This is a genomic window from Marinobacter sp. SS21, from assembly GCF_028369065.1.
In the GTDB taxonomy this organism is placed as follows: domain Bacteria; phylum Pseudomonadota; class Gammaproteobacteria; order Pseudomonadales; family Oleiphilaceae; genus Marinobacter.
In genome coordinates this window covers 121,650-136,292 of record NZ_JAQNDA010000011.1, presented here as the reverse complement: position 1 = coordinate 136,292, position 14,643 = coordinate 121,650, and the positions used below count along the sequence as shown (strand labels likewise).

The following is a 14,643-nucleotide window of genomic DNA, read 5'->3' as shown; positions in this document are numbered from 1 at the left end:
GCCATTTCAGAGCCAGTGGCGAATAAGAGGGCTTCTTCCGCTGCCCTCCAAGGTACGTCCTGTACCTGGTCGGGCACCGCGGCGTCCTTGCCGCTGCTCCAGAAGCCCTCTTATTCGCCACATTCGAGCTTCGGTGATATCTCTCGGGATGGTCAGATGGAACCCTCACGCGAACAACGTATCTGGCAAGTGGTCAGTGCCATACCGGCAGGCAAAGTGGTGAGTTATGGTCAGGTGGCCGCCATGGCTGGCCTGGGGCGACAGGCTCGCTTTGTCGGGCGGGCACTAGGCATGTTGCCGTCGGACCATGACCTGCCCTGGTTCCGGGTGATCCGCAGCAATGGGCAGATCGCCTTCCCTGAGGGGTCCGAGCAGTTCCGGCGGCAAGTGGAACTGCTCACGAAGGACGGTGTGGAGGTCGCCAACGGCAGGGTCTCCATGTCACGTTTTCGCTGGGAACCCTGAGGCGAGCTTCTGTTAGGGACACCAGGCCCGCCTAACCCGCTCCCTGGGACGCAGCCCCCTGCCCTTTTAGTTCACCAGAGTGATCGCTGTGATTCTTCGGGGCCAAGGCATCCAGTGTCGCGCCATGGCGGATCATGTAGAGCGCCAGCACGATCGCCGGAACGCCCATCAGCCCTGCCACCAGGAAGAACTCGGCGTATCCGAATCCCGCCACCACCATACCGGAGAAACCACCAATAAACTTGCCCGGCAGGGTCATCAGCGAGCTGAACAGGGCGTACTGGGTAGCGGTGAACGAGGCGCTGGTCATGCTGGACAGCCAGGCGATCAAGGCCACGTTCGCAATGCCACCGCTGAGATTATCGGCGCTGACCACCACTGCCAGGGTGTAGAGGTTCGGCGGGTATTGGGCGAGCAACACGAACAGCAGATTGGTGGCCGCGGTCATGGCCGCGCCCAACAATAAAATCCTGCGAACGCCGTAGCGAACGACCAGAATCCCGCCCACCAGGGAACCGGCGATGGTCATGAAAAACCCGAAAATCTTGGTCACGTCCGCCACCTGAATCTTGGAGAAGCCCATGAAGTCGAGGTAAAACGGATTGGCCATGACACCCATGGCGATGTCGGAAATCCGATACACCGCCACGGTGAGCAGAATCAGCAGGGCAAACTGCCGGTATCGACTGAAAAAATCCAGGAACGGACCGGCCACCGCGGCGGAGAACCAGCCAGCGAATCGAGCCAGCCGAGGCCCCAGATGGGCACGCTTGTGAGCCTCCCGGGCAACCCGCTCGGCGATGTCCTTCGCGGCGGCGAAATGATTCACCTCAGGTTCACGAACCACCAGAACGGTCAGTACACCCACGCCCACCAGCAAGGCCATCACCTGGTAGGACACCTGCCAGGACCAGTATTCGGCCAGATACAGCGCCCCAGCACCAGCCACCAGCAACGCCAGCCGATAACCGAAAATGTAAGTGGCCGCCAACGCCGCCTGCAATCGCTCATCGGCGATCTCGATACGATAGGCATCGATGGCTACGTCCTGAGTGGCGGATGAGAAGGCGACGATCAGCCCGCACAGCGCCATCATCTGCGGCGCCGACACCGGGTCAACCTGGGCCATCAGGTACAGGCCGGTCGCGATCCCCACCTGCGCCAACAGCATCCAGCTGCGCCGCTTCCCCAGCAAACGGTCGAGTACTGGCAATTTAAGCCGATCCACCACCGGCGCCCAAAGCACCTTGATCGAGTAGGTAATGCCCAGCCAACTGAAGAAACCGATGGTGGCGGTATCCACACCCACGTCCGCCAGCCGGGCGTTGAGCGTTGAGAACACCAACAGGAACGGCAAGCCCGCAGAAAATCCCAGGAACAGCAATGCAATGACCTGCCACCGGGTGTAGATGCGGATCAGTGCCAGCAACGCCGTCGTACGCGCTTGTGGTTGGATAACGAGCCCCCAGTCAGTCGCGGAAGTTGTTGTATTGAAGCGGCAACTCCAGGTCCGCCTCTTTCAACAGGGCAATTGCCGATTGCAGGTCATCCCGCTTCTTGCCGGTAACCCGCACCTTGTCCCCCTGAATGCTGGCCTGCACCTTGAGTTTGGCGTCCTTGATCATCTTGACGATTTTCTTGGCCATGTCGGTTTCGATCCCCTGGCGCAGGATGAAATGCTGCTTGACCAGTTTGCCAGCCTTGCTGTCACCATCTTCGGCCAGGGCGCGGCTGTCAATATTCCGCTTGGCAAAGGTCATGCGCAAGATGTCCTGCAACTGCTCCAGCTGGAAATCCTGCTCGGCACTGAGGGTAATCCCTTTGTCGTCGTGCTCGATGTCCGCTTCGACATTCTTGAAATCCCAGCGATTGCCCAGTTCCCGCTTGGCCTGGTCCACCGCGTTGGACACTTCGTGCATTTCGATTTCGGAAACAATGTCAAAGGACGGCATGCTTGGTACTCCTGCAAGGTGATTGGTTTTTGTTCAGCACGTTAATTACTGGAAACGCCAGGTACTGAACCAGTTATAGGCTGACTGAATGCGGCAATGTTACCTTGCGGGAGGCACAAACACCCCAAAATGTGGAGGCCGTCACGTCCAGAGCAATCCGTGGGTGCCAATTCCGCATGTTTAACACTTCAAGGCTTTCGGCCTGCCTCGATTGGCTATAATGGCCTCTTTTGCAAACCCCGCCAGGATCTGGCCGGAAACGCCGCATCGCAAGATGCCAAAGAATAACAAGTCAGGGCTGGTACCGCATCTGACAATGGACTGGTGAGTAGTAGAAGTATGCCAAACCTGGACCTATCGATTCTGGTGGTGGACGACGCCAAATTCAGCAGCATGGTGGTCAGCCGAGCCCTGCGCAATGCCGGTTACCGGGATGTTCGCGTCGCCAACGACGCCCCCGCAGCGATTAAGTTAATGGAAGAAAGGCCCGTCAGCGTCCTGATTGCCGACTGGTTGATGCCGGAGATGGACGGCCTGGAACTCACCGACCGGGTACGCCAACAGGACGAACAGAGTAATCACTATACCTATATCGTTCTGCTGACGGCCAAGGAAAGCGTGGAAGCCCTGGCAGAGGCCTTCGACCGGGGGGTGGACGATTTCGTCTACAAATCCGACATGAGCAAGCAGCTCATTCCGCGGATCTACGCGGCTGATCGAATTGCCGACCGGCAGAACGCCCTGCTGCGGGCGAACACCCTGCTCATGGAAAACAATCGGGAATTGGAAGCCAGCAATATCATCGATCTGGAAACCGGTCTGTGTAACAACCGCTACGCCCGCGAACGCATGGGCAAATGCCTGCGCCAGACAGAAGCCCGGGGCGGCTCCGCCGCCTATCTGCTCTGTGGCATTCGCAACTGGCAGGACCTCAAACGCCAGCATACGCCCGCGATCATAAGCGAACTCGCCGTCGGCATCTCACGTCGACTCAGCAACCTGATCCGCCCCATGGATGCTCTGTGCCGTGTAGGCGACAACCAATACGCCGTTATCGCCCACTTCCCGCACAGCGATCAATGTACAACCGCGGCCTTTCGGCGAATTTTCGACGGCATCAACCACAAAGCCCTTAAGACCACTGCCGGCTATATCTCTGTGGAGGCAGGCATCACTCTGTGCCGGGCCGACGCCCAACTCGGTACGCCCTCGGTGCAAGAAATCGAACGGGCTGCGGTTCAAGGCCTGATGGAGGCTTATGAAACCCGGCGCTTTACCGAAATCCAGCCGGAAATTGCTGAACTTGCCTGACGGGTGCCAGAAAAACACTCTGTAACACCGCGACACACTTAATGCACAGACAGGACAGATGCCAAACCGTATTCTGACATCGTGGATTTAAGCAGTATCCCCCACGGCGAAGGAGTTAAGTCGTCTCGTGCCGGAATCGAGCAGTACCGTCACGAAGTTAAGCAGTCCCTTCGCCGATTTATGGGGCCCTCCACAGAACACGGACTTTCAGGCACCCTTGTTCCCTTATTCGAAGGCCAGCTTCTTAGCTGGCCTTTTTGTATTTTTGCCGCACAAAAAAACGGGGGCAGCCATCACAGCTGCCCCCGTTCTCATTTCAGTGCCGTAGGATGCGGTGAGGCGCAGCCAAACCGCATCCTACCGAACAACTCAGAGCTTGCGCCCCTTACCGGCCGCAATCCGCAGCCGCAACGCATTCAGCTTGATGAAGCCTTCCGCATCTTTTTGATCGTAGGCACCCTGGTCTTCTTCAAAGGTGGCAATCTTCTCGTCGAACAGGGAATCTTCGGACTTCCGGCCCACAACGTCCACGTTGCCCTTGTACAACTTCAGCCGCACGGTCCCGTTAACGTAAGTCTGCGTCTGGTCGATCAATGCCTGCAGCGCCTCACGCTCTGGCGACCACCAGTAACCGTTGTAAATCACTTCGGCATAGCGGGGCATGATGCTGTCTTTCAGGTGGGCCACTTCCCGGTCCAGGGTGATGGACTCGATGGCGCGGTGAGCCCGCAGCATGATGGTGCCGCCCGGAGTCTCATAGCAGCCACGGGACTTCATACCCACGTAACGGTTCTCGACGATGTCGATACGGCCGATGCCATTCTCGCCGCCCACTTTATTGAGGTGCGCCAACACTTCGTGGGCCTTCATCGCCTGGCCATCGACGGCAACGATGTCGCCCTTCTCGTAGGTCAGTTCAATGTAGGTCGGCTGGTCTGGCGCCTGCTCAGGGGCCACGCTCCAACGCCACATATCTTCTTCTGCTTCGGCCCATGGATCTTCCAGGACCATACCCTCATAGGAAATATGCAGCAGGTTGGCGTCCATGGAATAAGGGGACTTACCCTTCTTCTTCTCAACAGGGATATTGCGCTCGTCGCAGTAGGCCAACAGTTTTTCACGGGAGTTCAGATCCCACTCTCGCCAGGGGGCGATGACGTGGACACCCGGCTTGAGAGCGTAGGCACCGAGTTCAAAACGCACCTGATCATTGCCCTTGCCCGTTGCGCCGTGAGAAATCGCGTCGGCACCGGTCTCGTTGGCAATCTCGACCAGGCGCTTGGCAATCAGCGGACGAGCAATGGAGGTGCCCAGCAGGTACTCGCCCTCGTAGATGGTGTTGGCGCGGAACATGGGGAAAACGTAATCGCGAACAAACTCTTCACGCAGGTCTTCAATGTAGATTTCTTTCACGCCCAACGCTTCGGCCTTGGCACGGGCTGGCTCTACTTCTTCGCCCTGACCCAGGTCGGCGGTAAATGTGACCACTTCGCAGTTGTAGGTGTCCTGCAACCAGCGAACGATAACCGAGGTATCCAGGCCACCGGAATAGGCCAGCACCACCTTTTTAAAATCAGACATGCCCTTGCTCCAGACTGAACAGGATGGATTCGGAAGCCTCTGAACAATACCTGGGCCTCTCTAATGCCAGAGGCGATGAACAACAGGAGTTATTCAGAGGCTCCTGCAGATAAGGGCCGATATTGTACGGCAGTCAACGGCCGGGGGCCAGATGGACAAATGGCGAGAGAAAAAAGAAAAACGCAAAGGGGACAGATTTCAAATCTGTCCCCGACCTCTATCGACTAAGGGCCTTAAACCGCCTGCTGGTGCTGAACCACTTCTTCGCGGATACCGTCCCAGCCCTCTTTAATCTGGCGCAGGAGGCTGGCGACTTCGTCAAGCTTGGCGACATCGTTCCTGGCATTGGCTTCGAACAGGGTCCGCTCCATGTAGTCATAGAGACCTTCCAGCCGCTCGGCGAGCTCTCCGCCCCGCTCAAAGTCGAGAAAACTTTTCAAGCCACCGACAATCTCAATGGCCTTGCCGATCAGCCGACTCTTGCCTTCGATATCCCCGGCCTGCATACGGGCCTTGGCCATATTAATACGCTCCAAGGCCCCGTTATACAGCAACTGGATCAATTTGTGAGGATCCGCGTCGGTGATACTGGTCTGTGTACTGACACGCTGGTAGGCCTGCAAGCCATTCATAATTAACCCCTTCTCACTGTCCGGAGGCCGGATCAGTTATTTTGGTTGTTCCGCGGAGCCAGAGCCGCAAGCTGCTGGCTGACAAAATCCTGAGTACTCTGCAGCTGGGCAATGAGCGAATCCGCCGCGCTGAACTGCTTAACCAGTCGCTCCCGATAGGATTCAATCCTGACTTCCAACCGGGCCCGGTCTTCGGCGATGGACTCGAGCTCACGCTGAAGACCGTCGGTGCGACTCTCCAGCGTACCATCGGCGCCCACAATGCTGTTGATCAGATCAACCGCTCGATCACCCACACCCTGGATAAAGTTGATGGATCCCCGGGCGCCGGTGTCACCACCGGTGATTCGGACCTGCATACCGGAGGCACCGCCACTGCCCTCAACCACCAGGACCTGACCTTCACCGGTCGCGGCCTGACCGCCAATGGTGCCAGCGACATCCTTGCCCAAGGTGCCGGTCTTGACCGACAAGCCCAGGGTCGCGGCCGAATTGGTGTCCACAGCCGTCAGACTGACATTGGAATCACCGCCATACTCTCCCGATTTGAAGGAAAATACGCCGTTCACCGCATCAAACTCTACCTGAACCGAGCGGCCGTCCGCGCCCAGGGCGGAATTACTGCTCAGCTGACTCTGAATCTCCGCCGCCAGCTCGTCCCGGGTATAGGTTCCGGCGGTCAGCTGAATCGATGCCGTCGTCGAGCCATCAACCACAAGGGTCAGCTCGTCGTTATCGGCGTCGATCGTGACCGAGCCGGTCCCGACATTCTCACCCTGCAGCGAACCCTGGGTGGCAATCTGGGTGATGTTAACCGCGTAGTTACCAGGCTGGGTACTGCTGCCACTGCGAAGAAATTCGATTTGTCCGTCGCTGGCCCGCCCCTGTTCCGCAAACAGGGCAATGACATCGTCTGAATTCTTTTCCAGTTGGTCCTGGAACACCGTGCGGTCAAAATCGAGCTGGCCGGTTTGAGCGTTGGTGGTGATACCAACATCGGCCAGAGATCGAACCGCGCCCTTTTCCAGCCCAGGAACGATACCGGTGAGCAAGCTCCTCAACTGCCGCTGAACACCCCGAACCGTCGCATCACCGGTCAGCAGGCCACCTTGCTGGGTCTCGGCGTTGTAGCCGGCCAGGCTGTCGATGGCCTGTTGAAACGAATTGAACTTGTCGACAAAGGCCTGCACGCGATCGGCCACGGCGCCAAAATCCTGATCTACCTTAACGGTCGAGGTCGCCCCTTCTGCCTTGAGCTCGAAGGTGACGCCATCCACCACGTTGGCTACCGTGTTGGTGGGCCGGGAAATGGAAATGCCGTTGACCTGCACGATGGCATCCTGGGCGGCAACGGTTTCCGTCAGGTTATTGGTGGTGCCATCAAAGGCCAACTGGGACAGGCCCGTGGTATCGGTGTTGTTGCCATCGTCGTCGGCAACGGAGATTGTGATGGCATTGTCCACGCCGGTTTCCTCGGCGGACAACACCAGGCGGAAGCCATTGCCCGTGTCGATAATACCGGCACTGACACCAATACCCGCGTCATTGATCTCATCGGCCAGCCCCTGCAAGGTGTTGTTGGAGCTGTCAATGGTCAGCTCCTTACTCTCCCCGCCAACATTCAGGGTAAGGGTGCCGGTGCCCAGGGTGGCGGTGTCCTTATCCGCAAAGGTTCCGGAAGCCAGCGACTGGGCTTGTGCCAATTGATCCACAACCACGGAATAACTGCCCCGTTTGGCCTGGGTGCTGTCAATGGACACTTCGATTTCGTCATTGGAGGAGGTCGCCGAAAATGCCATCAGGCTTTCTGCCGAGCTGAGCTGGCGCATGGGCAGCCGCAATTCGGTAATCGCACTCCGAAAGGCGCCGTAAGCAGAGATCAGGGCTTCAGCTTTCTGCTGATTGAAGTCCAGGCGAGCCTGCGTAGGCTTACGCTCCGCCGCAACCAGCTGATCGACCAGGTCCGATGTAAGGACACCGGAACCGATGCCTAAAGATGATATTCCCGCCATGACTCAGCCCCTCAGGAAGGCACAATCGTTTCACTACTGAAGTTATCGGCCAAAGGCGGCAAAACTTTGCCCCTTCCAGCCGGCATTTTGTAACAGTATGTACCTCTTGGTGCGCAGGTACAAAACGCAGAGCACCGCCGGTCCCAGTGGGAGCGGCGGTGCTGAAACACCGTTGTCAGCCGAAAGCCTAAACAGGCATTCCGCTAGACTTTCAGGTTAAACAACGTCAGCGGTTCATCCTGCTGCAAATTTTCTGCCAACCTCAATGCGACTTCATCAGGCATCTGCCGAATGACTTCCTGGGTCTGCTGATCCACCACCCGCACAATGGTTTCCCCCAGCTCATGATCTATCTCGAACTGAAGGTCCCGCTGTACGTTCTGGATAAAATCATTCAACCTGGAAACGGCATCATCCAACTGCACCCTCTCTCCTTCCCGCGCTTGCGGTTCGCCCTTCGGGCGGACAGCATCGGCAACGTCTGGTGTTGAGCTGGCTGAAGTCACAGACTGAGCGGAGACATCACTGCCTTCGATCGGAGGTGACGTAGGTGCCCGAGCCGGAGCATGGTCACTGGAACTTACCAGCTTCAAATCCGGGCGGTTCAGGTTTACGTCATTCATAGCGCACCTCGCTATCCTCTAACGGCGTGAAGCCGGCCCCTTGGCGGGGCCGACTCCGTTACCGTCCGATCATCCCTATTACTGCAGGAGGGACAGAACCTGCTGCGGCCGGGCATTGGCCTGCGCCAGCACTGAGATGCCAGCCTGCTGCAGCACCTGGGACTTGGACAGTTTGGCGGTTTCCGCCGCAAAGTCGGCATCCAGGATACGGCTGTTGGCTGCGCTCAGGTTGGTGGAGGTGGATTCCAGGTTTGAGATGGTGGTCTCAAAGCGGCTCTGCAGAGCACCGAACTTGGCCCGCTGGGCGTTGACGGAGCTCAGAGCGGCGTCCACTGTTTTCAGGGCCTGAGTAGCCTTCTCGAAGGAGGTGATATCGAGCTCAGACACCTTGTTCAGAGTGGAAGCCTCATCCGCAAAGGCGTTGGACGTAGTCACATCGGTAGAGAAGGACTTGTCCGAATCCAGCTGGATGTAGCCACTGGTGATGGAATCGTCAGCAGTGGTATCCGCGGTCAGAGTTACGGCACCGGCAACCGCCACCAATTCGCCATCGGCATCCCGAGCCTGCTTGGTCACGGTCACGTTGCCGGCATTGGCCACCGCGGTGTCCGCCACCCGGATATCATTGCCGGTATCGTTGCTCAAAATAATGGAGTTGCCATCCTCCGCCACTTCGGCGGTGACGCCAGTCTTGGAAGACTGATCGTTGATAGCGGCAACGGCAGCCGACAGAGAGTCCGCTCCGGTAGCGGCGTCCAGGGTAAAGGAGATGGACTGATCCGCGTCGTTGTCGGAACGCAGGTTCAGGGTGTAACTGCCCGCGGCACCGAATGCCAGCTCAGTTTCGGTGCGAGCTGTGGCGGTTACGCCGGTGTCGCCCGTCTGAGTGTTGATGTTGGTGGCGATGGTTTGTGCCGTTTCGTTGGCACCAATGGTCACCGTAGCTGAGCCAAGCGAGCCGTTAATCGCCACAGAACCGGCGGTAATGCCGTTGGCACCGAATGCCGCTGCCGCTGCGGCCGGGCCTTCCGAGATCACCTGATTGTTACCGTACTTGCTGGTGCGCAGGTTGGCGGTGGACGCGGTGATGGTTTCGTTGGCATTCGCACCCACCTGGAACTTGGCAGTACCGAAAGTGCCGTCCAGCAGGTTCTGGCCGTTGAAGTTAGTGGTGGTGGCGATACGATCCAGCTCGGAAACCAGCTGGTTCACTTCGTCTTGCAGCGCCTGACGGTCAGCAGAAGAGTTGGAGGAGTTCGCAGACTGCACCGCCAGCTCACGAACCCGTTGCAGGATGTTGCCGGTTTCACCCAGAGCGCCTTCGGCGGTCTGTGCCAGCGAGATACCGTCGTTAGCGTTACGAACCGCCTGGTTCAAACCACGAACCTGGGACTCGAAACGGGAAGAAATCGCCAAACCGGCCGCATCGTCTTTGGCCGAGTTGATGCGCAGACCTGAAGACAGACGCTGCAGCGCCTGATCAGCCAGACCCTGGGACTTGTTCAGCTGGTTCTGGGCGCTGAGTGATGCGACGTTGGTGTTGATACCGAGAGCCATAGTGCTTCTCCTTTAAACAGTGTTGTTTTCTGCTGAAAGAGGTCTGGCGCCCGTTCTCGTTTGTTTGGGTACGCCGCCCTGCTGGAATGCTTAACGGCGCACCCCAGAAATCCTTTAGAAAAAAAGCGGCATATATTGTTAAGGTTTGTAAAAACGGGTAATAAGCGGCAATCCCTCTCCCCCAGCCTAGTCAAAAAACCGGCAAGCGCTTTTCAAAACGTCCCAGAGCAAAATGATTTTTATTGTTTAATAACAGCTAGATACTATTATTTTTATAGAACTGGCATAGCGTTCGCTTATCCCTGGCAAACCGACAAATCTGGACTTTGGCCGGCAGGGCGTCCTTGTGATTGGGCACTGAGCGACCGGCATCTCTGAACTGGGAGAAACGATATGCCTCAGATCATCAATACCAATACCGCATCACTGAATGCCCAACGGAACCTCAACACCTCGCAGCGGGATGCCGACACCGCGCTGCAAAGACTGTCGTCAGGGCTGCGGATCAATTCCGCCAAAGACGACGCCGCGGGCCTGGCCATCTCGGAACGGTTCACTTCTCAGATTGAAGGCCTGAACCAGGCAATACGAAATGCCAATGACGGCATCTCTCTGGCTCAGGTCGCCGAAGGCGCCCTGGGGGAATCCGGCAACATCCTGCAGCGTATCCGGGAACTGGCCGTGCAATCCGCCAACGCCACCAACTCCGCGTCCGACCGCCAGGCTTTGCAGGCTGAGGTCAACCAGCTAAAGGAAGAACTGGAGCGAATCGCCACCACCACGGAATTCAACGGCCTTAAGCTGCTGGATGGCACCTTCCAGGCGCAGAAATTCCAGGCTGGCGCCAACGAGAACCAAACCATTGCGGTGTCCATTAAAGGCGCCCGAACCGAAGACCTGGCAAACAACACTGTCACCGCACAGAACGCAACCCTGAACCAGGGCACCGGTTCCACCACCGCCGCGGCAGCCGCTCTGCCTGCCGCCAATACCATCGGTACCCAGAACCTGACGCTATCGAGTTCTCTGGATACCGTGGTGGTGCCGATTACCGCAGGGGATACCGCGGAGGACATTGCCGCAGACATCAATAACATTGCCTCCACCACTGGCGTGGCAGCAATGGCCAGGACCAGTGTGACCCTAAGCAATACCGCCACCACGCCAATCGCTGTGCCGCAAACCATCACCATGACCATCGGCAATGGCAGCAGCACGGCGACGATTTCCGCTCAGATCACCGATGCGACCGACCTCTCCCCTCTGGCCCAGGAGATCAACTCCGCGTCGGGCAAGATTGGCGTCACCGCCGAAGTGGAAAGCGATGGCAGCATCACCCTGGTACAGGAACAGGGCAAGGACATCACCATAGAGGATTTCACCGCAGGCGCCGGTGAGCAATTGGCGGTTCAAGGCAGCGGCGATCCCACCCCGATCGAGCTGACCACGGGAGGAGCGAACGCCACCCGAGTTGCCGGAGAGATAACCCTGGATTCGTCCGTCAGCTTCGCAGCAACCTCGGACGTGGCCCCGGGTGCCGGCAGCGTGCTCAATAGCGCGGCAGACGTAGCGACCGGGTCAACGCCGGAAAATGTCGCCAGCATTGACATCAGCACCGTGGACGGGGCCACCGATGCCCTGGCCATTGTCGATGCCGCCCTGGAAACCATCAGCGGCATCCGCGCCGACCTGGGCGCCGCCCAGAACCGCCTGGAGTCCACCATCGCCAACCTGAGCACCACTTCCGAGAACCTGTCGGCGGCCCGCTCCCGCATTCGGGATGCCGACTTTGCCGCCGAATCGGCCGAACTGGCCCGCACCCAGGTGCTGCAACAGGCCGGGCTGTCGGTTCTGGCCCAGGCCAACGCGCGGCCCCAGCAGGTGTTGCAGTTGCTGCAAGGGTAAGCTTCCGGCGAAACGAAAACAGCTGGCACTCGCCAGCTGTTTTCGTTTTTAGGACAACTTTCTGTTTGTGTAACCTGGATTTTTACGGAAGCCCAGCACGGCAACAACAATGGTTACGTCATCTTCCAACGCGCCCCCTTTCCTTCAATTCCCTTAGCCCGATATAACAAACTTTCTTCTCACTGATCCTTTCAGTTCGACTGGCTAGTTCTTCCCCATGCCACTCAGGAATTTCAGGAAGCCTCCCCTCACTGGTTAACGATTCCCAAAGCTGCTCCATCGCCTGAATTTTCTCCAGTCGACTCATACGCTCAATGTCCCGCATGGCAGTGTACCTTTCAGTCAAGAACTCAAGGAGCCTTTAACTATAAGCGCAACCTTAGGCTCCCTCAGTATATACGCACTCAATTGCTCCATTTCTGGCATAGCTTTCGCTTTGTCCCCTTCAACTGATCCAAAACACATTCCGACTGCAGACTCTTGCCGCTTCCCATTGCCGCGGTGCCACTTACGAGGTGTAGATATGCATGCACAGCATCAACCCCAGACATCGCTGGTTAACCAGGCAGACATCGCCAGGAACCTGTTGCAGGCCAACGAAGCCTACCGGGAATCCAATAACGCCAAGCGCTCACTCCCGGACCGTTTGGCTGCCCGTCGCGAATGCCGTCAGATGCTGGAATCGATCCTGCAGGTATCGCCCCACCAGCCGACAGCCATTGGCCTGCTAGGGCGTCTGGCGATGGATGAAGGCAACCTGGAACAGGCCCATACCCTATTCTGGCAAAGCCTGGACGTCGACGATCAGCAGCCCCAGCAATACGCCAACCTCGGATATTGGGCTCTAGCCACCGAGCGGCCAGTGCTGGCCGAGCAGTATTTTCTGGAGGCGCTGGAGCTGGATCGGCAATCTGCCGCCGCTTTTTGCGGCATCGCCCATGCCAAGCGGGGTCAAGGCAAGTTCGACAGTGCCTATCTCCACTACCGCAAGCTGATGCAGCTGGGACTGAGCTGGCCATCGGTGTACAGCGGAATGCTGACCTGTGCCGAAAACCTGGCGGTCGCGAAAGCCGACCACGAACTGGCCATGGACGCCATTGCCCTGCTGAGCCGGGAAGAACTCCCGCACCAGCAAATCGGCCGCTTTGTGGGCGCGATTGTCCGGGCGCAGTACGATCTCGACAATCCCCAGGCCTCCATCTTTCTCGCCGCGGCTTGCGAGGATGAGCTGCTGCTCCTGGCATTGGAAAAGACCCTGATGCCGGATGCGGCCGTGGAAGAGCTGATCACCCTGCTACGCCGGGAGATCCTGGCTGAAGTGGCGCAGACAGCGCAGCTGCGGGATGAACTGCAACGGCTTACCCTGGCCATTGCCCGGTACAGTGATCGCACCGGCTATGCCCTGATCAGTGCGGACGACGAGGAGCGCCTGATCGCCACCATTAACGACAGTATCGTCGCGCAGCTGGCTATGACAGAACCGATGGACGCGATGATCGGATCGTTGCTGGTCAGCGCCATGTACGGCGCGCTGTTCCATCAGGGCTTTGCTCATCAGCTAGGCCAGTGGTGCCTGGTGGATTGGCCGCTGGCGCTGCAGCCCATGATGGCTGCCAGCTACTACCACCGGGCCACCGAAGAGGCCATCAAACAGAACTTCGATGAAAAAGCCGCCGAGCTTTGCCTGGACCGGGTCGATGTACCCCAGGCCTGGCCGAGCTGGTCGCAACTGGCCTATCGAAACCAGAGCAGCCTGAAAGCGCTGATGGCATCGGAGCTAGGCCTGGACACCAGCGCCCTGCCGTCAACGCTGCGCATTATGATCTGCGGTGCGGAATCCGGCCAGCGAGCACTTGAGCTGGCTCACTATCTGGATGACGTGGAAGTGATCGCGGTGGACGAGTCGCTGCCCAATATCGCCATGGCGACGCGACGGGCTCAGGAGCTGGCCATGAGCAACATCGTGTTCTGGCCCTGGTCGGTGGCCCAACGTTTCGTCGCCGACAACCAGACCGTCCACTGGATTGAGGTTGGCCGGCTACCATCGGCCGCCATGACCGACCTTTCCCTGGCCGCCCTGATCAATTCGGCAACGTCCAATGGCAGCGTGGTCCACCTGCACACTACCGTATCGGACCAAACCCCTGGCGACCGCCAGATGCGTACGCTGATCGACAAGCACGGCCTGCAACCCAGCCGCAACAATTTACGCCGCCTGCGACAGATGGTCCTGAACAACCCCAAAGACCCAAAGTGGCAGACGCTACTGGCCTCGCCGGATTTCTTCGGACTCGGCGGATGCCAGGATCGCTGGTTTCGTGCCGAAGACCCGCGGCAACTGAGGGAACTGATGGGCCTGGTCAGCAACGAAGTACATTGGAAACTGCTGAAGGCGCGGGATACGGATGGTCACAGCCTGGCCACGCCCCCGGTGCAAGGCCAGCTGCAGGCCGAAGCCCGGGGCAGCGAAGTGCAAAGCCTGATGGGGCAGGATTTGAGCCTGTACTTCCTGAAACGTCGCTAGCGCCTCGGGCAAAGAGGATGGACGGGGGACAGACTTCAAGTCTGTCCCCTATCTGCGGCGGTCTGCCCCCGAACCAACACC

Annotated in this window: 12 protein-coding genes; 4 read left to right on the top strand and 8 right to left on the bottom strand. The window is 58.4% G+C overall.

What is annotated here, in order from left to right:
• Positions 1-156: 156 nt before the first annotated feature.
• Positions 157-465: an MGMT family protein gene (locus N6L25_RS14855; RefSeq protein ID WP_271981776.1), complete on the top strand. Its 309-nt coding sequence runs from the start codon at positions 157-159 to the stop codon at positions 463-465.
• 31 nt (positions 466-496) lie between these two features.
• Here N6L25_RS14855 and N6L25_RS14850 read toward each other — a convergent pair whose 3' ends face one another.
• Both N6L25_RS14850 and N6L25_RS14845 read right to left on the bottom strand, forming a co-directional pair.
• Positions 497-1,894 carry an AmpG family muropeptide MFS transporter gene (locus tag N6L25_RS14850; RefSeq protein ID WP_442915254.1) on the bottom strand — a complete coding sequence of 466 codons (1,398 nt, stop codon included), beginning with the start codon at positions 1,892-1,894 and terminating at the stop codon, positions 497-499.
• Between the two features lie 40 nt (positions 1,895-1,934).
• Positions 1,935-2,417 carry a YajQ family cyclic di-GMP-binding protein gene (locus N6L25_RS14845; protein WP_271981774.1) on the bottom strand — a complete coding sequence of 161 codons (483 nt, stop codon included), beginning with the start codon at positions 2,415-2,417 and terminating at the stop codon, positions 1,935-1,937.
• Positions 2,418-2,756: 339 nt separating this feature from the next.
• Between N6L25_RS14845 and N6L25_RS14840 the strand changes: the two genes are divergently transcribed.
• On the top strand, positions 2,757-3,728 hold the full coding sequence (locus N6L25_RS14840; RefSeq protein WP_271981772.1) for a GGDEF domain-containing response regulator: 972 nt from the start codon (positions 2,757-2,759) through the stop codon (positions 3,726-3,728).
• Between the two features lie 369 nt (positions 3,729-4,097).
• Here the strand turns inward: N6L25_RS14840 and N6L25_RS14835 are convergent, their stop codons facing one another.
• From N6L25_RS14835 to N6L25_RS14815, 5 genes are all read right to left on the bottom strand, one after another.
• A complete protein-coding gene (locus N6L25_RS14835; protein WP_271981770.1) occupies positions 4,098-5,309 on the bottom strand; it encodes an argininosuccinate synthase in 1,212 nt (403 codons plus the stop codon).
• A 233-nt stretch (positions 5,310-5,542) separates the two neighbouring features.
• Positions 5,543-5,941: a flagellar export chaperone FliS gene (fliS, locus tag N6L25_RS14830; protein WP_271981768.1), complete on the bottom strand. Its 399-nt coding sequence runs from the start codon at positions 5,939-5,941 to the stop codon at positions 5,543-5,545.
• A 32-nt stretch (positions 5,942-5,973) separates the two neighbouring features.
• Positions 5,974-7,953 carry a flagellar filament capping protein FliD gene (gene fliD / locus N6L25_RS14825; RefSeq protein ID WP_271981766.1) on the bottom strand — a complete coding sequence of 660 codons (1,980 nt, stop codon included), beginning with the start codon at positions 7,951-7,953 and terminating at the stop codon, positions 5,974-5,976.
• A 203-nt stretch (positions 7,954-8,156) separates the two neighbouring features.
• Positions 8,157-8,576 carry a flagellar protein FlaG gene (locus N6L25_RS14820; RefSeq protein ID WP_271981764.1) on the bottom strand — a complete coding sequence of 140 codons (420 nt, stop codon included), beginning with the start codon at positions 8,574-8,576 and terminating at the stop codon, positions 8,157-8,159.
• A gap of 78 nt (positions 8,577-8,654) precedes the next feature.
• Entirely contained in the window at positions 8,655-10,133 is a 1,479-nt protein-coding gene (locus N6L25_RS14815) for a flagellin N-terminal helical domain-containing protein (RefSeq protein WP_271981762.1), read from the bottom strand.
• Between the two features lie 393 nt (positions 10,134-10,526).
• On the opposite strand from N6L25_RS14815, the gene N6L25_RS14810 reads away from it, so the two are divergent.
• Positions 10,527-12,038 carry a flagellin N-terminal helical domain-containing protein gene (locus N6L25_RS14810; protein ID WP_271981760.1) on the top strand — a complete coding sequence of 504 codons (1,512 nt, stop codon included), beginning with the start codon at positions 10,527-10,529 and terminating at the stop codon, positions 12,036-12,038.
• Between the two features lie 118 nt (positions 12,039-12,156).
• Here N6L25_RS14810 and N6L25_RS17735 read toward each other — a convergent pair whose 3' ends face one another.
• Positions 12,157-12,345: an addiction module protein gene (locus tag N6L25_RS17735; protein WP_442915253.1), complete on the bottom strand. Its 189-nt coding sequence runs from the start codon at positions 12,343-12,345 to the stop codon at positions 12,157-12,159.
• A 216-nt stretch (positions 12,346-12,561) separates the two neighbouring features.
• Between N6L25_RS17735 and N6L25_RS14805 the strand changes: the two genes are divergently transcribed.
• The gene (locus tag N6L25_RS14805; protein WP_271981758.1) at positions 12,562-14,562 is read left to right on the top strand and encodes a hypothetical protein; all 2,001 of its coding nucleotides are present in this window, start codon (positions 12,562-12,564) and stop codon (positions 14,560-14,562) included.
• Positions 14,563-14,643 lie beyond the last annotated feature (81 nt).

Bases quoted from the DNA above. Each gene is read 5' to 3' on its own strand.
- N6L25_RS14815 (WP_271981762.1), bottom strand. From the start codon at position 10,133: ATGGCTCTCGGTATCAACACCAACGTCGCATCACTCAGCGCCCAGAAC.
- N6L25_RS14805 (WP_271981758.1), top strand. From the start codon at position 12,562: ATGCATGCACAGCATCAACCCCAGACATCGCTGGTTAACCAGGCAGAC.
- N6L25_RS14835 (WP_271981770.1), bottom strand. From the start codon at position 5,309: ATGTCTGATTTTAAAAAGGTGGTGCTGGCCTATTCCGGTGGCCTGGAT.
- fliD (WP_271981766.1), bottom strand. From the start codon at position 7,953: ATGGCGGGAATATCATCTTTAGGCATCGGTTCCGGTGTCCTTACATCG.
- N6L25_RS14810 (WP_271981760.1), top strand. From the start codon at position 10,527: ATGCCTCAGATCATCAATACCAATACCGCATCACTGAATGCCCAACGG.
- N6L25_RS17735 (WP_442915253.1), bottom strand. From the start codon at position 12,345: ATGAGTCGACTGGAGAAAATTCAGGCGATGGAGCAGCTTTGGGAATCG.
- N6L25_RS14840 (WP_271981772.1), top strand. From the start codon at position 2,757: ATGCCAAACCTGGACCTATCGATTCTGGTGGTGGACGACGCCAAATTC.
- N6L25_RS14820 (WP_271981764.1), bottom strand. From the start codon at position 8,576: ATGAATGACGTAAACCTGAACCGCCCGGATTTGAAGCTGGTAAGTTCC.
- N6L25_RS14845 (WP_271981774.1), bottom strand. From the start codon at position 2,417: ATGCCGTCCTTTGACATTGTTTCCGAAATCGAAATGCACGAAGTGTCC.
- N6L25_RS14855 (WP_271981776.1), top strand. From the start codon at position 157: ATGGAACCCTCACGCGAACAACGTATCTGGCAAGTGGTCAGTGCCATA.
- fliS (WP_271981768.1), bottom strand. From the start codon at position 5,941: ATGAATGGCTTGCAGGCCTACCAGCGTGTCAGTACACAGACCAGTATC.